Source organism: Enterococcus mundtii (genome assembly GCF_002947535.1).
Classification (GTDB): domain Bacteria; phylum Bacillota; class Bacilli; order Lactobacillales; family Enterococcaceae; genus Enterococcus_B; species Enterococcus_B mundtii_B.
Window position 1 is genome coordinate 82,682 of record NZ_PUAP01000010.1, and the last position, 20,343, is coordinate 103,024.

General features: G+C 33.9%; 22 protein-coding genes, 1 tRNA gene and 1 riboswitch. Of the genes, 19 read left to right on the forward strand and 4 right to left on the reverse strand.

The features are described from left to right. The first annotated feature begins 66 nt into the window (after positions 1-66). The 3 genes from CUS89_RS03345 to CUS89_RS03355 all read left to right on the forward strand — a co-directional run bounded on the left by CUS89_RS03345 (position 67) and on the right by CUS89_RS03355 (position 1,874). A complete protein-coding gene (locus tag CUS89_RS03345) occupies positions 67-759 on the forward strand; it encodes a DUF3800 domain-containing protein (protein ID WP_104871038.1) in 693 nt (230 codons plus the stop codon). A 420-nt stretch (positions 760-1,179) separates the two neighbouring features. After that, a complete protein-coding gene (locus tag CUS89_RS03350) occupies positions 1,180-1,377 on the forward strand; it encodes a cold-shock protein (RefSeq protein ID WP_002293041.1) in 198 nt (65 codons plus the stop codon). 423 nt (positions 1,378-1,800) lie between these two features. Beyond that, a tRNA-Ile gene (locus CUS89_RS03355) sits at positions 1,801-1,874 on the forward strand. 515 nt (positions 1,875-2,389) lie between these two features. On the opposite strand, the gene CUS89_RS03360 is transcribed toward CUS89_RS03355, so the two are convergent. After that, positions 2,390-2,692 (reverse strand): DUF5960 family protein, encoded by a 303-nt coding sequence (locus CUS89_RS03360; protein ID WP_104871039.1) that lies wholly within the window; start codon positions 2,690-2,692, stop codon positions 2,390-2,392. A gap of 43 nt (positions 2,693-2,735) precedes the next feature. Between CUS89_RS03360 and CUS89_RS03365 the strand changes: the two genes are divergently transcribed. Further along, the gene (locus CUS89_RS03365; RefSeq protein WP_002309144.1) at positions 2,736-2,927 is read left to right on the forward strand and encodes a hypothetical protein; all 192 of its coding nucleotides are present in this window, start codon (positions 2,736-2,738) and stop codon (positions 2,925-2,927) included. A gap of 377 nt (positions 2,928-3,304) precedes the next feature. On the opposite strand, the gene CUS89_RS03370 is transcribed toward CUS89_RS03365, so the two are convergent. Both CUS89_RS03370 and CUS89_RS03375 read right to left on the reverse strand, forming a co-directional pair. After that, entirely contained in the window at positions 3,305-4,390 is a 1,086-nt protein-coding gene (locus CUS89_RS03370) for a GHKL domain-containing protein (protein WP_181055295.1), read from the reverse strand. A gap of 236 nt (positions 4,391-4,626) precedes the next feature. Beyond that, positions 4,627-5,328 carry a LytR/AlgR family response regulator transcription factor gene (locus tag CUS89_RS03375; protein ID WP_181055296.1) on the reverse strand — a complete coding sequence of 234 codons (702 nt, stop codon included), beginning with the start codon at positions 5,326-5,328 and terminating at the stop codon, positions 4,627-4,629. A gap of 266 nt (positions 5,329-5,594) precedes the next feature. Between CUS89_RS03375 and CUS89_RS03380 the strand changes: the two genes are divergently transcribed. From CUS89_RS03380 to CUS89_RS03435, 13 genes are all read left to right on the forward strand, one after another. After that, complete coding sequence (locus CUS89_RS03380; protein ID WP_104871042.1) at positions 5,595-8,246, forward strand: class III lanthionine synthetase LanKC N-terminal domain-containing protein; 2,652 nt, start codon at positions 5,595-5,597, stop codon at positions 8,244-8,246. A gap of 7 nt (positions 8,247-8,253) precedes the next feature. After that, the gene (locus CUS89_RS16030; RefSeq protein ID WP_181055297.1) at positions 8,254-8,394 is read left to right on the forward strand and encodes a SapB/AmfS family lanthipeptide; all 141 of its coding nucleotides are present in this window, start codon (positions 8,254-8,256) and stop codon (positions 8,392-8,394) included. Between the two features lie 310 nt (positions 8,395-8,704). After that, positions 8,705-10,081 (forward strand): FtsX-like permease family protein, encoded by a 1,377-nt coding sequence (locus tag CUS89_RS03385; protein WP_104871043.1) that lies wholly within the window; start codon positions 8,705-8,707, stop codon positions 10,079-10,081. A gap of 91 nt (positions 10,082-10,172) precedes the next feature. After that, positions 10,173-12,083, forward strand: a complete 1,911-nt coding sequence (locus CUS89_RS03390) for a prolyl oligopeptidase family serine peptidase (protein ID WP_104871044.1) — start codon at positions 10,173-10,175, stop codon at positions 12,081-12,083. A gap of 105 nt (positions 12,084-12,188) precedes the next feature. Beyond that, complete coding sequence (locus tag CUS89_RS03395; RefSeq protein ID WP_104871045.1) at positions 12,189-12,896, forward strand: ABC transporter ATP-binding protein; 708 nt, start codon at positions 12,189-12,191, stop codon at positions 12,894-12,896. A gap of 224 nt (positions 12,897-13,120) precedes the next feature. Continuing rightward, complete coding sequence (locus tag CUS89_RS03400) at positions 13,121-14,509, forward strand: C39 family peptidase (RefSeq protein ID WP_104871046.1); 1,389 nt, start codon at positions 13,121-13,123, stop codon at positions 14,507-14,509. 239 nt (positions 14,510-14,748) lie between these two features. After that, positions 14,749-15,111: a YxeA family protein gene (locus CUS89_RS03405; RefSeq protein WP_258082369.1), complete on the forward strand. Its 363-nt coding sequence runs from the start codon at positions 14,749-14,751 to the stop codon at positions 15,109-15,111. Between the two features lie 252 nt (positions 15,112-15,363). Beyond that, entirely contained in the window at positions 15,364-15,633 is a 270-nt protein-coding gene (gene rpsN, locus CUS89_RS03410; RefSeq protein WP_065095743.1) for a 30S ribosomal protein S14, read from the forward strand. A 17-nt stretch (positions 15,634-15,650) separates the two neighbouring features. Continuing rightward, positions 15,651-15,818 carry a 50S ribosomal protein L32 gene (gene rpmF / locus CUS89_RS03415; RefSeq protein WP_104871047.1) on the forward strand — a complete coding sequence of 56 codons (168 nt, stop codon included), beginning with the start codon at positions 15,651-15,653 and terminating at the stop codon, positions 15,816-15,818. Positions 15,819-15,848: 30 nt separating this feature from the next. Then, complete coding sequence (locus CUS89_RS03420) at positions 15,849-16,226, forward strand: hypothetical protein (protein WP_104871048.1); 378 nt, start codon at positions 15,849-15,851, stop codon at positions 16,224-16,226. A 36-nt stretch (positions 16,227-16,262) separates the two neighbouring features. Further along, positions 16,263-16,670, forward strand: coding sequence for a NusG domain II-containing protein (locus CUS89_RS03425; protein ID WP_104871049.1), 408 nt, complete (start codon positions 16,263-16,265; stop codon positions 16,668-16,670). 177 nt (positions 16,671-16,847) lie between these two features. Then, positions 16,848-17,198: a BMC domain-containing protein gene (locus CUS89_RS03430; protein WP_104871050.1), complete on the forward strand. Its 351-nt coding sequence runs from the start codon at positions 16,848-16,850 to the stop codon at positions 17,196-17,198. 43 nt (positions 17,199-17,241) lie between these two features. Continuing rightward, positions 17,242-17,676 carry a EutP/PduV family microcompartment system protein gene (locus CUS89_RS03435; RefSeq protein ID WP_104871051.1) on the forward strand — a complete coding sequence of 145 codons (435 nt, stop codon included), beginning with the start codon at positions 17,242-17,244 and terminating at the stop codon, positions 17,674-17,676. Positions 17,677-17,722: 46 nt separating this feature from the next. After that, positions 17,723-17,914: riboswitch (cobalamin riboswitch) on the forward strand. Between the two features lie 129 nt (positions 17,915-18,043). Here the strand turns inward: CUS89_RS03435 and CUS89_RS03440 are convergent. Beyond that, entirely contained in the window at positions 18,044-18,952 is a 909-nt protein-coding gene (locus CUS89_RS03440; RefSeq protein ID WP_104871052.1) for a PocR ligand-binding domain-containing protein, read from the reverse strand. Between the two features lie 280 nt (positions 18,953-19,232). Between CUS89_RS03440 and CUS89_RS03445 the strand changes: the two genes are divergently transcribed. Both CUS89_RS03445 and pduB read left to right on the forward strand, forming a co-directional pair. After that, on the forward strand, positions 19,233-19,514 hold the full coding sequence (locus CUS89_RS03445) for a BMC domain-containing protein (RefSeq protein ID WP_071867467.1): 282 nt from the start codon (positions 19,233-19,235) through the stop codon (positions 19,512-19,514). Between the two features lie 9 nt (positions 19,515-19,523). Continuing rightward, entirely contained in the window at positions 19,524-20,333 is an 810-nt protein-coding gene (pduB, locus tag CUS89_RS03450) for a propanediol utilization microcompartment protein PduB (RefSeq protein WP_104871053.1), read from the forward strand. The last annotated feature ends 10 nt before the right edge of the window (positions 20,334-20,343 follow it).

A 20,343-nucleotide genomic window follows, 5' to 3' on the forward strand; every position in this document is an offset into this window, starting at 1 on the left:
TGTTATAAAGACGGCTAAGATGTAAAATTAACATATATTTATAACAAATGATCGGAGAAGCGGCTGTTGGAAGAATTACATTTATTTTTTGATGATTCAGGCGTCTTGCATAGGAATGCACCTAATAGATTTTTTGTCTACGCTGGATACGCATTCATTGGCAAGGATAATAAAGAAATTGCAAAAAGAAAATATAAAAAAGTGGTTCAACGAATTCAAACCAAACGAGGTAACAGAGAAAAATTAAAAGCTTGTTATTTAGATAAAAGTGAAAAATACGAATTATACAGGGTTTTAAAAAACGAACATAGTATGGGATTAACAGTTGATATCAAAAGGGTACAGCCAAATATTTTAGATCATAAAAAATCAATACACAGATATAAAGATTATGTATTAAAAAGACTGGTCAAAGAAAAAATTAAGTTGCTGATAAATAGAGGATTATTGAATCCAGAGGACGATTTAAAGCTATGTATCTGTGTGGATGAGCAAGCCACTGCAAGTAATGGCTATTATAATTTTGAGGAATCAGTATATGAAGAACTAAAAAATGGTGTTCATAATTTTAATTATGGTGTATTTTATGAACCTATTTGGAAAGGTAAGTTAGAAATAAATGTGTCTTATTGCGATTCTAAACATAATTATTTGATACAAGCTAGTGATATATTGGCAAACAGATTATGGGCATCGTTCAAGATTGATAACAGAGAAATGAGAAATATACCGGAACATTCTTGTATGAGGTTGCCTTAAAAAATAAGCTAAATTTTTTTAAGCATAACTATTGCATTTAGCAGATAGTTACTTTATGATTAACTTACAGGCGAATTAATTTCGCACTGCCGACACAAGGAGTACGATAATAATTATTAAGCGTAATGTAAGTACGCCGTCCCTTGTGGGCCACCTCCAAAAGGTGGTTTTTTTATTTAATTTTAATCAGTATTGTATTTGTATGTTCGTTCTGCAATTAACTCTTCTAAATGCTTAAATATAGTTCTTTATATTAAATCATGTTAGCCTTGTGTTACCATTACATTCGTGTTATACTAAACAAGTAATCTAATTTGAAACGTAATCTGAGCGATATATTCACAATATAAAAACTCCTTTTACAAAGTAATATTAATTGCAACAAAACACGTATTATATACGTATCAGGAGGAAATATATATGAATAACGGTACAGTAAAATGGTTTAACTCAGACAAAGGTTTTGGATTTATCACTGGAGAAGATGGAAATGACGTATTTGCACATTTCTCAGCGATCCAGGGAGAAGGCTTCAAGTCTTTAGATGAAGGCCAAGCAGTTACTTATGATATTGAAGAAGGTCAACGTGGCCCTCAAGCAGTAAATATTGTAAAATAATGTTGAACTTTAAACACCTCATTTGAGGTGTTTTTTTATTTTAAGCTAGATACCGTAATTATTGCTAGCAATTTAGAGTAGTTCGTTACTAATTAAGGAGCAAATAAAATTATTATAATATAAAAAATTAAGCAAATAATAGACTAAAAAATAACTATGTGAGATAATAAACATAGAAAAAAGCTTCAGATACCTCCTAACCCTAGAGTCTTTCCCCAAAAGATAAGTATCTGAAGCTTTTTCTTTTTATGACTTAGAAATAATAGCATAAAATAATATATTCTACAAAGAATAAGTACAATCTAGTTTTTTGCTATTAAATATGTAATAATAAAGATGCCACCGCAACGTAAAGAATGAAAAAAATAATTTATCTTTTCTCAGGTCCATTCTTTTTGTTTGCAGGAGTTGTGGTGGCTTTCCGTACCCTTAGCTCAGTTGGTCAGAGCAAACGGCTCATAACCGTCCGGTCGTAGGTTCGAGTCCTAAAGGGTACCTTAATGTAGCCATTTGAATCGTTCTGTGTTAGAATTTTTTGAAGAGTATTATACAAGCTGAAGCTTTTCTCCATTGCCACTCAAATGAGTGGTTTTTTTATGTAACCTTTTATGGATTAATGAAAGGATGTTTCACATAGTTATACTTCTGTATATTTGAAAAGTTTTACTTTGACTTTTAAAATAGAAAGACATTTGGATTAAATTGTGAGATAATAATAAAGAAGAGTTTAAAGCGTTCCCCAAAACCACTCCCCCATAAGTGTGTTAAGCTTTAAACTCTTTTATATTTGAAGCTATTAAACAGCATACCATATAACTGTAAAAAATAATGGGAAAAAGGCTTACAATTGGAGTGGTAGTTAATTAGTGACTTATTTTTGATTTTATAGCACTGATACTATAAAATATAGATATCATCATATTACACAATCTTAATACTAACTTAAAAAACATCTCCTTTCATAAGTATGGTGATAAAATCCGTTCCGGGCTACCTTTTTAGGTAGCCTACTTTAATCTTTATACCTTTCTGGATCAATAAAAGTATACTTTATATAGCCATAACGCCGATGATCGCTCCGTGCGTCCGGAACGTCAGTCACGATATCAAACAAAAAATACACATCTTTCTTCATTCTAGTTTTCGCAGCAGGAATTTTAAAGTAGTTTTTATTAGAATAGTAGAGATTGATTAATAAGCTTTCTTCGATTGCTAAAAAGAAAACTTCTGAATCCCATACTTTATAAAAATCTTTGATAAATCTATTCGAAGGATCAAATTTAAACCATAATTGTGTCTTTCCTTCTATTAAAATATCTTGGTTATACGCATCTTCTTTGAAATTTAAGGTAATTGATATGTATCCCGACCAAATATTAGGGTTGTTAGAAATTAAAGACCCTAGTCCTAGTGATAATAAAATACCAGATAATTATACAGCGCAACAGTATATTGAAGATATTTACAATGTTAGATCTGAAATACAAAGAGTTCTAGATAGAATTGAAAATGAAATTGGTAAGATAATGATGGAAATGGAAAGATCGTGATAAAGTTTTTGTTACTATTTTTAATAATGCAGCAAAAAAATATTGCCACCATTTTGCCACCGATGACTGAGGTTTTCTAAGGTGTTTTGAAATGACCTAAAGATAGAAGAGATTATTTAGTTCCTTTATAACCTTTAATACTAGAAGCTTAGAGACTATCTTAGATTAATAGAGAATAGTACAGTTAGATTATTGCGAAAAGAAGCCTTCATGGCGGTTCTGAAAATGGATGAGGATGAACCGAAGAAATAGGGGATTTAAATTGATTTTAGAGGAAAGCATCTCGCAGGAGATGCTTTTTTTATCGTCAAAAATTCAAGTGGAAAATAAATTAAGTGAAATTATAACTACTGATTAAATGAGCGGTTATGATACTTTTATTCTTTTTCCTCTTCGCCATAGATATTCATTAGAATAACTGATGCATGATAAATACCATCTTCAATCCAATGTCGGTATAATCCATTCTGCTCATCCACAATAGTTTGAACGATTTTTAGCCCAATTCCTTTTCTAATACGCCATTTTCTTGAACGAATTTCGCTAGGATCAAAAGTATTATCGATATTTATGATGAGATTGTTATTAAATAATTTTAGCGAAACATTCATTTTCTTTTCTAAGTTTTTTTGCCTAATGCATGCATAAAGGGCATTATCAAGCAGATTGCCTAATATTGAGGTAATAATAGAATTTCCTATATAAAAATTATTTGGTATAAATGTTTCAATTGCTATTTTTATATTATTATCTCTAGCTTGTTGCGCTTTTTGATTCAACAAATAGTTAATGCTTGGATTACTCGTATAAAAATCAATTAATGAATGATCCAATGTGATAATGGATTTATTTATATAATTTAAAGCCGCTTTCTCATTATGATTCTCAATATAGCTAGCTAATATTAGGTATTGATTTTTTAAGTCATGGTGCATTGTTCGAATTCTTTTTTCTTTAGTTTCAAGATCATTAAGATACTGGCTATTATTCTTTGCAATAATTTCTCTTTCTTTTTTGTGTGGTAATTCAAGAATATGTATTTGGATAAATTTGAATATTAGTAAGTTAGCCATAGTTATTGTTATAACGCCAAAATCTATTCCTAATAAACCAATCACTGATAAAACAATGCGATTATACCACCATAATCTAGTCGTAAGTAAAATTGCTATTGATGAAATAGGAACAACACATAAGATGAGAACCAGTTTATTTGGAATCTTGGGTATTTTTTTTAGATGATCTTTAAAAAAAATCAAAAATATGATGTAAAGCAATAATACCTTAAAAATACTAGAAAAGAGAGAGAGGTTAAGATATGGAATTAACGATGTAACTGAATCGGAGAACCAGGATTCTCTAACTGTGTCTAGTTGAGTAAGATGTGCAAGGTTTTCAGAAATCATAACAATACTCGAAAATACAAAAGCCCATAATATAATGCTGCTTTTTTCAACTTTCATTAAGATTCCGACACAAAGGTAAATAATAAATGAAAAAAGTAAATTAATGAACTCCTTAATAAATAAATTTTCAGGTATAAAGATAAATAACGCGTATTTTAGTATGAAGCAAATAAGTACTAAAATTATCCACTTATTCGTAGATTGTGTAGGAGCAGATTTTTTATAAATGTAAGCCATTAATAGACAGTCGATGAGAGTGAATAAAGTATTAATAAAATAAACTAGCATAAATTTCACACTCCTAACGTTGATAGGATTTGTTCCTTGCACTGTTTATTGAATTTTGCACTAATAGGTAACTCTTCAGAACTATCATAAATTTCAACAATAACAGATCTTTTTTTCACACCACGTATATAATATGCGTTTACGATATATGAAGTATGAATCTGCACGAAACCGTCACCTAATTTCTCTAAAAGGGTTTTTGTATCCATATAAAAGGATTTTTTACCGATTTTACCATGCATTATGACTTTTCGTTTCTGTTTCTCAAAGAAATAGATGTCGTTTTTAGCGATTATAAAATTAGTTTTTTCACTTAAATAGGAAAATTGATTTGGAAATTCATTCAGATGGCGCACAGCTTTTGCCAAAATTTCCCAAATCTTCTGTCTATCTAAAGGTTTCAACAGATAATCGAATGGCCGTACTTTAAAGACACTTTCCATATATTCTCTATAACTAGTAAAAAAAATTAAAATGGCATAGTCATCTTTTTCTCTTATTTTTTCAGCTAACGAAATGCCATCCAACTTAGGCATATCTATGTCTAAGAAGTAAATATCATATTTCTCCTTTTTTAGTTTCTTGTACAATTGAACACTGTCTGTATATACATCAACGTCGAATTTTAAATTTGGATAACATAAAATTTGGCGTTCAATTTGCTCTATAAACGAAGGTTCATCATCGCAAATTGCTATATTTAACATACGACTCATCTCCCATAAATATTTAGCTCTATTTTACACCAAAAAAATATATATTTAATATCTTGTAACGATTTTTCATTTAATTGTAACTGTTACCAATTTTTACAAAATGGAATTTCATTAATGAAATAAATTTTATTTTTCGTTACATGTAAATTAGTTTTTGTTACACAATACGTTCAAATGATTTCTCTTTGATAAACTATTAATATAATTAATACACCAGATAATTTAATAAAAAATTTTTTATATACGGAGGGGATCAAGTGGAAGGTAACTATTCAATGGGGGATGTACTTTTTTTCACAGATTCGAAATACGATACAGATAATTCTAAATCCTTTTCAGTGCCGATCCCTAACAATTGGGAAGAATTTCGTGAAACTGAGTGGACGTATATCATTCCTCTAAAAAATAATATGCAACGTCAAGGATGGAAAGTTCATATTAGTTCAACTCTTGAGTATACAGATGAGATACTAAAAATCGTCTCTGAGAATTGCTATAAAAAAAACATAGTTTTTAAACATTTATCAACAGTTAAACGCTTTGTTAACCGCAATGGCAAACAAATGCCTCGAGAACATGCTGGAAAGTTCATCACTTGTTATCCTGATGAGTCAATATTAGAAGAATTTCTTGACTATTTAGAAGACCAATTACATGGTTATCCGGGGCCTTATATTTTAAGTGATAAACGTTGGGCAAAAGGGCCGATATATTTACGATATGGAATGTTTAAGAAAGGTTCGCCAAATAGTGAAGGAATGTTTAGTGATGAACTTGAAATAGATGGGGAAATGGTCGCTGATAACAGGAAGTCTTTCTTTGTGAGACCTGATGATAGTGTCATTCCTGAGTTTCTAAAGCAGTGGCTAAATGTGCAAGAAAATGCTTCATCTTCATCAGACTTAATTCCTTTTGAAATAGCTAGAGCAATTCGATTTTCAAACTGTGGAGGTATCTATGAAGGATACTATTCTGGATCGGGAGACGAATTAGTTTATATAAAAGAAGCGAGACCATATACAGGAATTGATGAAAAGGACCTCACAGCGATTGATCGAATGAAAAATGAAGGAAAAGCGTTGAAGTTGCTTGAGGATTCAACTTGTGTACCTAAATTCCTGTGGGAAGGAGAACTTTGGGAACATCATTTTCTTGTTATGGAGAAAGTTAACGGAGTAACATTAAATCGATGGATCACAAAAAATTATCCATTGTATTCTAAAGGTGACAAAGCTGGTACATGGTACGCGACGGATTATCTTAACAGAGCACATGAGTTAGTAAAAAAAATAGAGATATTTTTTGAAACTATACATGAAAAAGGTATTTTTCATCAAGATGTTCATCCTAAAAACTTTGTGATTGATGTGCAAGACAGCTTTAATGTAATTGATTGGGAGCAAGCGGTATTCAATGAACTTGATAAAAGATTCCATATGGTAGCAGCACCTGGATTCAGGCAGTGGGGACAAACAACACCAGAGGAAATAGATTGGTATGGCGTTTCTCAAATTGCTCATAGTTTGTTTTTCCCTGTTGCTTTACAAGGAGATTTAGTTTATGGGTTTTCCAAACAGCAAGAAAGGGCAGGCAAAGAGATATTTGATTCGCTAAATGTTGATGTTAAAGTACTAAGTGGATTTTTAGTAACGCTCAATAGGTTAAGAAATAAAGCAGGGAATGTACAAGTTTTGACTGATCGAAAAAACTTACATCCTTATTTAGATCGATATAAGGAGAAAAATATTAATTTTAAGAATGTATTAGGAGAATTACTTCAAGGCTTTGATGAAACAATTAGAAGATGGAAATATCCTTATCGTAACTGTCCTGTGCACTATTATGGGTTAACTACACTCCAAGGAATAGCTTTTTCTGATTTAGGTATATTTTGGGCTTATTCACTTGCTGCAAAAAGAATTGGGATTACTTTATCTAATGACTTCAAACAACTACAAGAAAAAGTGAGAATTGAACTGGTAAATGAAATTGCAAATGGTCACATGCGTGATTTTAGTTTTGGAGAAGGAGTAACAGGAACTTTGTGGATCATGCATAAAATGGGAAAATCCGATGTTGCTGCTAAAATATTTGAAAATAATTTTGAATCTTGGTGGAAAGAGACCAATTATCATAGTATTTATAAAGGTAAAGCAGGCATTTTATTAGTAGGATTGGATTTTGCCAATGGTGGATTATTTTCAAAAGAGTTTGAAGTAATACTTAGGACTGTTACAAAAGTTTATGTGAAGGAGTACATTTCTGATCCTGAAAGATATTTATCAATTGGAAAAGGTAAAATTGCGACTAATAATCCGCATAAGATTGAAGCCGGGCTACTATATGGACATGCCAGTCTTGGCTGGCTTTTTGCTGAAATGTATAGATATACTGGAGAGACTATTTATATAAAAGGATTAAATCAATCAATAGCTAATGAGCTAAAAGGATATTTCAAAGATGATACAGACATGATGCAATATGCTCAAGGTTTTAGAATTTTACCATATCTTTCGATGGGAAGTGCAGGATTAGGAATACTCATCTCACAAAATGCCGATATAGTTGATAAAAAATACATGCATGTACTTGAATCGCTTTATAAAGCGACAAAAACAAATTTTTGTATTTCACCAGGGTTATTTAATGGATTTTCAGGGTTGAAATTGGGACAAATGATGATGAATAAGTATCTAAAAAAAGATGATGTTCAAGAAATTATAAAATCCGTATATTCTGGTATTTCGCAACACTTAATCAAGTTCGGTAATGGTTCCTGTGTTGCAGGTGATAGTGGTATGCGTTTAACCACAGATGTTGCTTCCGGTTTCGCTGGTTTAGTACTTGTACTGGAATCTATTGCAACAGATGAATTTTTATTATTACCAAAAATTACAGAAAGGAGGTGAACTAGCAATGTCAAACGAAATTTTGAAGTTTCAATCTCTTGAGATCGAAGATGAAGTTATCGAGGAAGTCGAAGGAGAACGTGGTAGTACAGCTAGCTGGGGTTGGTGCGATACTTCTCCAAGTAATATAAGTCTGGTTGGGTGCTAAATATACTGTGACTATCACAGATTGAATCAAAAATGTAGTGTGCCTAGTTACTTATTTTAGTATGTGCAAGAAGAAAGTATATCCTAATCTGGTTTATATTTTGAAGCAAGTGGTCGAATTTTTGTTACTTCTGTCTGCTTCTCATAGAACCATTTTAGGATATTTTTATCGAAAGCAGGTATTTTTGAATTTGATACTTAATATTTTCAAAAGTATTAAATCTAATGATAAGGCTAAGGTCTTATTGTTAGTGCCGTTTTCTTATGATACCTTAAAAATTAGAAATACTGGAAGAGGAGGTTGCTAGTAAATGTTTAAATTAATTATTAAGCAATTTTTACAGCATTGGAAGATTTGGCTATCAATACTACCTATTTTTATTGTTTCTGGATTAATATTTAGCACTGCTTTCGTGATATTAAATGCGTTAAGTAGTGCTGATCTTAACAGTTCGGTTGATTATGGTGTTTTTATGCAATTACCGATTATTATAGGGATAATAGTATTAATTTTGTTGACTACCAATGCAATGAAACAGTGTATAGATTTTTTTGATGAAACAAATGACATAATGCTTCTTTTAGGAGCTTCTCCTGCTCAAATCAGTTTGGTGATGACTGGACAAATGTTAGTAATTGGTATGATTGGAGCGGTTATTGGGAGCGGCTTTTCCTTAAAAGCTTCACAGCTTTTTTTGACCACCTTACCTTCGAGTTCTGCTAAAGATTCTCTTGTACATATTCCTCTTCAATTCTCATGGAATGTTGTTTTTGTTGTGATATTGATCCAACTAGCAATTATTCTATATACATGTATGCGCTATTGTCTTAAAAATTATAAGAAAAGAAAGGGGAGCCTTTCTTCTAATAGAGCGTTTATTAAAATGAAGAATAGCGGCAAATTTTTGGGAATACTTGCATCGCTAGTGAGCTTAGGTGCAACAATATATTTATATTTAAAAAATGTTCCTGATCCAACTTTAATAAAAGAATATACTCGAAGTATGAGTAACTCGATGAATTTATTGCTTCTTCTGTGGCTTTCTATACTTATTACTATGAATTTTTTGATTCGTCCCATATTCCGAGGTATAGTGAATAAAATTGTTGAGTTACCCACAATGACAAAGAATCCAATGGTTTGCACTGCATTTTACAATATGCAATTCAATATAGAAGAATTAGTAAAATTAATTCGACCAGTCAGCATCATTACCTTGCTAGTTGGGAATTTTATAGCTTTGTTTCTCAACACTAAATTACTGATTGACGGTACTAATGATAGTTCTTATATCACAGATTTGATCATCAACCTTATTTTTGTATTCGGGGCTCCAATACTCATTAGTTTAGCAAATGTAATTGTGTCAATTTGCCTTTTTAGAATAAAAACAAAAGTTGAATCTAAAAACTATTTCTATACTGGATGTACACCAGATTGGATTTTTAAAATGAGAATCATTGAAATCAGTTCAGTTTCATTCATATCAATAATAATTACCTTCATTGGAACAATATTGTTTGCGATTCCACTATTAAGAGTTACCTATCTGGGTGGTGGCAATATTTTTAAGGCAAATTGGTCGGTTAATCTCCTATTATCGTTAGGCGATTTTCTGATATTCGGTTTATGTTTTATTTCAATATATTGGTTTGAGCGCTATACGTTAAAAAAGTATGTCGAGTAGATTTATTAATATACTAAAAGAATTAAATTATTTTAATTGAATAAATACAAGAGCAGAATTAGTCTAACTTGAAGGAAGTAGGTGAATATCAATGATTTATAGTAAAGAAAAAATTGCATCGACTATTCAATCATGCTTACTTGATTATAAAAAAGTTTACAATCATAAGATCCAAATAAATGATTACATTTACAGCTTTGAAGATTGGAAATTACCGTACTCTGGAAGCATTACTGTACAACTAAGTGATACAAACAAAGATCTAATTATAACAGAATCCGAAAGAAGTCATTTTAAAAAATCTAAACTGCTTTTTGATGTTCGCTTCCATCCTAATAAACAGGTAGTAAAAGTAATTCTTGATCCAGTTCACTTATTTCGAACGATGATTTCTATTTCAAGTAGTAATTATATAATTGAAGTAATGGAGTTGAATTCAGAAAAAGTAATGTCCACAGTTCTAACCAGTCTTGATCGGTTTCCTGTGTTTGAGTTACATAAAGATCGTATTGTTTTTATTAGTAATACAGAAGACGGGAGACCAAATAAAATTTCGGAAAAGAATTTCAAACAATTGAAAGAGAAAGTCTGCTATTACGAAAACAGGAGTACGCATCAATTAAAACTGATTAAAACATCTTTATCAAATCGATCTTTGTTTAAAAATAACGTAGAATACTTACTTTTTTCATCTGAAGAAAAAAATCCTGTCAAAGTTATTTGGTCAAAAAAAAGTGGAAGAATCGATCATATTATAGGATTTACAAAGGATTCAATAGACTACATATTATTTGTATGTAGGAAAGAGAAATCGGTGAATCATAAATTAATACTCTATAACTGCAATGGTAAAAAATATCAAATAATTCCTACAAGAAAAAATATAAGTATTATTACCATTGAGGCGAATCATACCTATATTTTCCTTCGATACTTTAATGAAAATGGGTTGAATTCTGGAATAATATCCATTGAAAATTTAGTAAACGCTAAGATTGAATTTATTGAAGATACTTTCAGCATTGCTTTACAAGGTGATGTTCACCTTTGTCAAAATACTAATGATGAGAGCGTGACATACCTTTGTTGTGAAGACGGTTGTGTATCTAATATGTTATATTCCTACAATCCTAACCTTCCTGAGAGATTAGTTTTGGTTAAAAACAAACAATGTATACCTAATCTTAACGTGAAAAAGTTACATAGAAAAATTTTCTATGTAGCATCTGTTTTTGATGGGATGAAAATACCGTTAACAATATATTGGAAGGGAGACTCAAAACAATTACCCATAAAACAGCCTGGTATCATTTATGTCTACGGATCATATGGTTCGAGAGAACAAAAAGGAAATCTTGATCCCATGATGATAGCTATGATAGAACTAGGTTTTGTATACTGCATTGCTCATGTTAGAGGGGGAGGATATTTAGGTGAGAAATGGCATCGTATGGGGAAAACTTTGAACAAGTGGAATACAATACACGATTTTTTGGACTGTTGTCACTATTTAATTGACGAGGGAATAGTGGCTACTGACAGATTATCGTTAATTTCTTCTAGTGCTGGAGGAATAGTTGCTGGAGCTAGTCTGAATGAAGAACCAAATTTGTTTAAATCTATATTACTAGCTTCACCATTTATTGATCCTTTTAATACTATGCTATATAAACGTGATTACTTATCGCATATGGAAGTAGCTGAATGGGGAGATCCTTCTACTGATTTAAAAATACGAAAATATATTCATTCATATTCACCCATGCAAAATGTGAAAAAAGCCAAAGGATCAAAGACAAATTTATTTGTGGTTTGCGGAGAAAATGATAAGCAAATTTCAAATGAAGATGTGAAAAGTTGGCTACATAAACTTAAAGAGTTAGGGGTCACTTCACATTTAGAGATTCACCCAAAAGCTAGTCATGGAGGATTGCCTCAAGGAGATATCCAAGCTTTGACAAAAATTCTAGCTGATTTTTTATATTCCGTTATCAGTGAGTAGTTTGCGCCCTACAGTTTTGTATGACAATTAGATTTATAAACTAGAATGATTTTGTGGTAGGGATAGTACTATTGGTATCATTAAATTTTTTGGAGGTTAATTCCGATGAGACAGATAATTATTTCAATAACAAAGCTAAAAAAAGAAATAGAGCTTGCGAAAGGAAATCTTTTACAAGTGCTTACTGATATCTCTTTTGATGTAAAGCAACAAGAGTTTGTATCAATCGTAGGACCTTCTGGTTCAGGAAAAACAACGTTGCTTCATTGTATCTCTAGCTTATTACCTCCTACAGAGGGAGAGGTGATGATCGATGGCGAATCACCATATGGATGGAGTGCAGCGAAATTAGCAAAGTTTCGTCGTAAAAAAATTGGCTTTATTTTTCAAGATTTTCAACTCATACCTTCATTGTCAGCCTACGATAATATGGTGCTCCCAGGAACATTGAATGGGCACAAAATAAAAAAGGAAAATGTCGATACTTTGGCAGAACGATTGGAATTAAAAGCGGATTTACACCAACCCATTGATGCTCTTTCGGGTGGTGAACAACAAAAAGTTGCAATTGGTCGCACAATATTAGCGGATCCAGATATATTATTTTTAGATGAACCTACTAGCGCATTGGATACTCACTCACGTGTCCTTATTATGGAAGTACTGAAAGAATTAGTAAGCAAAGGTAAGACAATTGTTATGGTTACTCATGACCTAGAGCTTGCCAGTCAATCTTCCAGAGCAATTGTTTTAAAGGATGGGCGCATTCATAGCCATATACACTCACCTACTTTGGAAACCCTCGTATTCTAAATGATGTGATTCATTGATTTTAACCTTTGACCATAAGCATGTACTGAACAAAATTAGCGCATGCTCCTTTTGGTTCTCAAATGGATTAAACAAATCATTCGGACAAAAAAATAGATTCATGTATAATTTAATCAGAGTTTATATTACTATCGTTATAATATTTTTAGGAAACATCTTATGTAAAATCTATTGCTATTTTTTGTTCATTTATGAGGAGGAAAAAGATGAAAAGGGGATCTATTACTAAGGGGATTTGTGGGTTCACGATACTTGCTATTTTAGCGAGTTCGTTTGGTGTGAGTCAAGTTATTGCAGAGGAGTCATCCGCTGTGGGTACTACAAGTGAATCGACTCAGATGTCAGAAGTTCCACAAATCCAAAATACAGAAACAAATGAAGTCAGTGAGGAAACAGGAACAACAGAAACAATGGTACCAACGCTAGAGTCACAACAATCACCACAAGTACAATCGAGTGAAGTAACTGAAGTTCAACCAGAGCAACCACAAACCGCAATCGTTGATGGGGTAGAAGTAGTTTTGGAAGCTCCGGAAAAAGCTGGTAAGAATGAAGCTGACGTTACACAAGCGCCAAAAGAGGAATTGATCGAAGGTTCTCCAAGATTATTTCGAGCAGCTGTGCAAACGATTCCAATGTATCGTTTATTCAATCCGCATAGTGGTGAGCATTTTTACACGAGAGATACTGGTGAACGAGATAATTTAAGTAGGATTGGTTGGAATTACGAAGGTGTTGGTTGGCAGGCACCGACAAGTGGCGATCCTGTCTATCGTTTGTACAATCGCTATAATGGTGAGCATTTTTATACGTTGAACGCAAAAGAAAGAGATAGTATCACGAAACAAGGTTGGACATATGAAGGGATCGGTTGGTATTCCTATAAAGGAGCGAATGCCATTCCTGTCAGTCGTTTGTACAGTAAACGCGTGAACTGGCATCATTACACATTAGATGAAAACGAGAAAAAAGTGATCACGAAACAAGGCTGGGTCTATGAAGGTGTTGGTTGGTATGCGGTCGGCAATGGTCAGCAAAGCCAAGATGACTATAAATTATTAGGTGTGAAAAATTACAACCAATATGCTTTAGGTGCACCAAGTGGTTGTGAAGGAGCTTCTTTATTGCAAGCACTTCAATATAAAGGGAAGATCACCAATTGGAGTTTGACTCAATTCTTGAACACGATTCCTAAATCACCGAATGGTAATCCAAACAGCGGTTTTGTTGGCAGTCCTTTTGTTGAAAATTCATGGACCTATTCTGCGATTTATCCTGCACCTTTGACGACATGGGGCAAGAAGTACGGAAATGTCCAAAATATTTCGGGTAGCTCGATGAATACGTTGTTGAATGAAGTTAAAAATGGTCATCCGGTTGTTGCTTGGGTCACGATCAACTTCCAACCAATCCGTTGGGGGAATTGGAATTTTGGCGTTGCGGCGAATAATAATCATGCGGTGACTCTTGATGGATATAATAAAGGAAGCAATCAAGTCCACGTGTCAGATCCTATCAGTGGTTCTTATTGGATGAATCGGACAACATTTGAGAACATTTATAATGCACGTAAATACGCGGTAGTCGTAAGATAGTCTAAAGCTTAACAAACCAATTATTGTAGTAATGATTTTCTATAGCCTGTAGAATCCGAGAATATTTTGGGTTTTACGGGTTATTTTCATTGAATTATTCTGTCTAGGTCAAAAGCAATCTCTAGACAAAAATTTTATTACGTTAATGTAAGCTAATCACTAGTGGAATAGATTTCGACTTATATACATATACAGTATGATTTAGACAGGAAGTGAAAAAGAATAAGGAAGTGGGAATGATGATGGGAAAACTAGTAAAAGGATTATTAGCAATTGCGCTTATTTTAGGAATCGGTGCATTTTTTATTGAATCAAAGACAGAAGGCTTTCAAGCATTAACGGATAATTTTTTATCTGATAAAGAAGTAAAAGAATACTATGTCAAAACAAGTAGTGGTGATAAAAAAGGGAAGGATTATCTCTATACGTTTGAAGGATATGATGAAGATGGCAATCAACAAACAGTAAAAAAATTAGTGGATCACGAATTAAAGCAAGGTAGATACTTAAAAATCTATGCAAAAGGTTTACAAGGAAAAGGTTGGAGTGAAGTACCAGAAAATGAAGTACCTGCGAAAGCATTGGAAAAAATCAATTTGTAATGGCTAAAATGTTGAATTGCATTTGACGCAGTTACTAATAGTAGAAAAAGCTCACCGTGATGGATGTGATACATGTCATGGGGGCTTTTTAGTGTTCTCAAAAACACACGCTCATTCCAAGGTTGTTCAGCCATTTTCTTTATTAGTATTTCTCTTTTGACAAATAAAGAAAGAAATGGTATTGTGGTTCTACCCAAAACGTAATTATTACGATTTGAACAATACAAAGTGAAATAAAGGAGCAGATTATTAGTGGCAAAAAAATCAAAAATTGCAAAAATGAATAAGCAAGTAGCTTTGATCAATAAATATAGTGAACAACGTCAAGAGTTAAAGGCAGCAAAAGATTATGAAGGACTAGCCAAGCTACCAAAAGAGTCTAATCCTAATCGTTTGAAACTGAGAGATCAGACAGATGGACGTCCTCGTGGCTACATGAGAAAATTTGGCATGTCTCGAATCACTTTTAGAGAACTGGCACATCAAGGGTTGATCCCTGGAGTTAAAAAAGCAAGTTGGTAAAATAGGAGGAAAAAGTCATGGCAGTACCAGCAAGAAAAACATCGAAAGCAAAAAAACGTTTGCGACAAACACACCAAGCTTTGACGAAACCAGAGATTTCTTTTGACGAGGTGACTGGGGATTATCGTCGAAGCCATCACGTCTCTTTAAAAGGCTACTATAAAGGACGCAAAGTAACAGAATAACCGATTGGACGATGCAAGGGGGGTCAAGAAATGGAAATTATTTATCCGCCATTAGTTGAACAAGGGATCAAATATTATTCGGAAACGGTGAAAGAACCTGTAGACAAAGGGGAATTCTATCGTGCGATGGTCGCTAAGGAACTGATCACAGAAACTGGTCTTCCTACACAACATGCCATTGATCAAGGTTTTGTCAAAGACTATTACGAAAAGCAAAACTTGTCCTTTGAAGAATTTTTGGACATTTATCCTATTTTTCAAAAGTATGACGCCGATTTGTTCAAATCCATTGACGGCTTCTGGGAGATTCCTGTAGACTTGAAAATAGAATTGATGGAAATGCTTGAAACTGATCAACTGGATTATGATGACGAACAACAAATCAACATCTATTTAGAAGATCGATAAAAGGATAGAATAAAAAAATCCAAAAGGACATTCTATATGCATAATTTTCGTAAATCAGGTATAAAACCTTGGGATATCATCATTATTTTTGTTCTGGTAGTTGCTTCTTTCGTTCCGACAATTGTTTTTGCTTTGTCATTTGAAAGTGCAGAAAGCGAAAATAGTGTGAAGTATGCGATAGTAAAAATCGACGGAAAAGAAGTCGAACGTTTTGCTTTAGATGAAATCAGTAGCAAGATGGTGACTTACCATCCATCTGATACCCAATACAATATAGTCGAAATCCAAGAAGGTAAGATCAGAGTCAAAGAAGATAATAGTCCCGATCAAATCGCTGTAAGAACTGGCTGGATCTCGGAACCTGGACAAACGAGTATCTGTTTGCCGCATCGGCTAGTCATAACAATTGAACAAGAAGGACAGTCGGATTTTCATATCTACTAAGTAAAAGGAAACTGCTACTATCAGCCTGATTTAAGTTGGTAGTAACAGTTTTTTTGATCGCATAATAAATTATACCAAGCCGCAAATATTTGTTACTCCACTGGATCAAAGGCAAAATCCTTTTATTCATCTATGCTAGAATATAGTTATTATCAGATTGTAGGTGGTGGCAAACAAATGGCAAATGAAAGAAAAATCGAACGAACGATCCAAGAATACGTTCCTGGTAAACAGGTCACACTCGCGCATATCATCCCAAATGCAGATCGCGAAGTTTTTACAAAACTTGGATTAAGGGAAGCAAGTAATGCGATCGGTATTTTGACGATCACGCCGAGTGAGGCGTCGATCATTGGGGCAGATATCGCCAAAAAATCTGGAGATGTGGCGATTGGTTTCATGGATCGCTTTAGTGGATCAGTGGTTTTCACTGGTGAGGTATCTTCTGTTGAATATGCGTTGCAACAAGTCATCCAAACAATGAGTACGGTTTTGGGGTTTGATACGCCTGACATTACAAAAACCTAAATGATTGGTAGTTATTTATTTATGAGAGACGATAGGTGAAGAGATGCGTCGAGTGATTTTTATCGGACAAACAGGTAGCGGTAAGACTACATTATCGCAGTGGCTACAAAAGAAAGACATTTCTTATCACAAGACTCAACAAGTGTACTATCTCGATGATTCCATCGATACACCTGGTGAGTTTATGGAGAATCAGTTTTACTACAATGCGTTAGTCAGTGCTTCGATTGAGGCAGAGGTAGTGGCATTCGTTCAAGATATTACAAGCGCACAAAACTATTTTCCACCTTATTTTTCATCGAGATTCAACAAAGAAGTGATCGGTGTGATTTCCAAAGTCGATTTAGCAGATCAGCAGACGCTAGCAAAAGCCCGTGAATTATTGGAGTTAGCCGGTGCTTCTAAGATATTTGAAGTTTCTACGATAACAGGTTTTGGTTTAGATGAGTTAGAGAAACACTTGTCTACTAATGGATAAAAGCCCAAAACATTTTTTAAAATAAATCGTTTCCGTTATCTATTGACCGCGATTGTGAATTAATGTATAATTGAAAATAATAAAATATCAGCACATGATGTGAAGGGAACAAGGTGCGAATCCTTGACAGACCCTTTTTACTGTATATGCAGACGACCCCTCAATTTAGCCACTTACGGGAAGGCGAGGTAGTAGGATGAAGCAAAGTCAGGATACCTTACATGATGTGAAAGTGATTTTATTGGGAAAATTACTTTGCGAGCCAAACCGATTCCTATTGAACGGTTTGTTTAGTGAAGTGTTTTTTCGAAGACACTTCATTTTTTTATTAAACAAAAAGACAGTCAGGCAACTGTCTTTCAGTGGATCAGCTCGTTCTTCGAAAGGAAGCAGGAGTTGTTCCGGTCTCTTTTTTGAATAACTTACAGAAATAGCTCGGTTGGGTATAACCGATGCGATAAGCAATTTTTTGAACGCTTAAATTGGTTTGGCGTAATAATTCTTTTGCTTGTTCGATTCTCTGTTTATTAAGGTAGTTGACAAAACTGATGCCTAATTCTTTTTTGAAGAGCCTGCTGAAATAATAATGACTCAAATAGACATGATTTGCCACTTCATCCAAGGTAATATTGCGAGAGAGATTTTTATTGATATATTCGATTGCTTTATTGATTTCTCCATGGCCGGAGTCGATTTGTTTATTTTTAGACTTGATCGGTTTATGGTCAGTTGTTTTGATATTGAATTTGATTCGATCTCTAGGATGGTTTTCTTCTTTCTCATAATGTTGAGCAATCGTTTCGAAAAGTGAGGCGGCAGCCGTGACCTGTTTTCTGTTCACTACACGTACCTTATTACGTGCATGCCTCAACTCCGCATGCTCTTTCCAATTCGTGATGGATGGATGAATGCGGTCGATTTGATGCTCTTCGATATCTGATACTTTTACTTGCCCAAAAAGTGCAAAACCGTGCAGTTGTCGATCATAGATCAAAGGTAATGAGATATCCGTCAAGCCAGCATGGCATTGATAAATGTGTGGTTTTCCAGTCTTTGATGCTTCTAGACCACCGTAAGCATCACACTTTTGACAGAGATGTTTGAATTGCGGATTTGCTCGCATGTTTTGGCAAAAAGGAGAAAAATTAAATAGATTTGACGTTTCTTTGCCATGGATATCAACTAAAACAGCGCCATAATCAACTGCTAATGCAAATTCTTCCATTATCTTTGTTAGTCTATCTAAATGAATTCCTTTTGGATGACCTTGAATCATGCAACAGCCCCCTTTCATGGCACTTATTTTAACAGAAAAACATTGGTTATTGTATAAAACATCACAAATACCACAATTTTGACTATCAAATGACAAGAATTTGATAGATTATTTGGCTTGAATTATTAAAATTTAAGCCTATTTGTCGTGTTTTCTTTTTTTATTCACAGCAAATTATTATTATTCTCTCAAGAGGTACAAAAAAGATGGGGCAATTATTTCCCATCTTTTTTTATTATGATAGTTTTTGTAAGCGCTACTAAAATTAGGAGGTATGACAATGGGTCAAGAAGCTTTAGGCATGATTGAAACTCGCGGTTTGATTGGATCGATCGAAGCAGCAGATGCGATGGTGAAGGCGGCGAATGTAACGCTGATCGGCACTGAAAAAATCGGTTCAGGTTTAGTCACTGTTATGGTCAGAGGAGATGTAGGTGCAGTAAAAGCCGCAGTTGATGCTGGAGTGACAGCAGCTAGTTCTGTGGGAGAAGTTGTTTCAAATTACGTGATTCCACGCCCTCACTCTGAGGTTGAGAGAGTACTCCCAAATTTAACTGACTGAGGTGATTAAATGGTTGAAAACAATGCAGCAGTAGAAGAAATCTTGAAAAAAGTTTTGAATAAAATCGAATCGAATGAAGCAAAGGAAACTACATCGGGAGGAACAAGCAAAATGATTGAAAAACATTGTGGATTAACAGAATTTGTCGGTGCATCAGCATTTGGAGATACTATTGGTTTAGTGATTGCAAATGTTGATTCAGCCTTATTGGATACGATGAAATTAGAGAAAAAATATCGCTCGATTGGTATCGTAGGTGCTCGTACCGGTGCTGGTCCGCATATTTTAGCGGCAGATGAAGCAGTCAAAGCAACAAACACAGAAGTCATCTCGATCGAAATGCCAAGAGATACTAAAGGTGGCGCTGGTCATGGCTCGCTTATCATTTTTGGTGGGGATGATGTTTCGGATGTTAAACGTGCTGTAGAAGTGACGTTAAAAGAAGTGGATACTCGCACGTTCGGAGATGTGTATGCGAATGAAGCAGGCCACATTGAATGTCAATACACTGCCAGAGCAAGTTATGCGTGTAACAAAGTATTTGGAACTCCAATCGGTAAATCATTTGGTTTGATCGTTGGTGCACCAGCTGCAATCGGTGTAGTGATGGCGGATACAGCCATGAAGGCGGCGAATATTGAAGTGGTTAGCTATGCTACTCCACAAAATGGACAGAATTTCTCAAATGAAGTCACGATGACATTTAGTGGTGATTCAGGGGCTGTCCGTCAGGCTGTGATTTCTGCCCGCGAAATCGGCATCAAACTATTAGGTACATTAGGCAGCGAGCCAACAAATGATCAGCCATCATATATTTAAATTGGAGAGT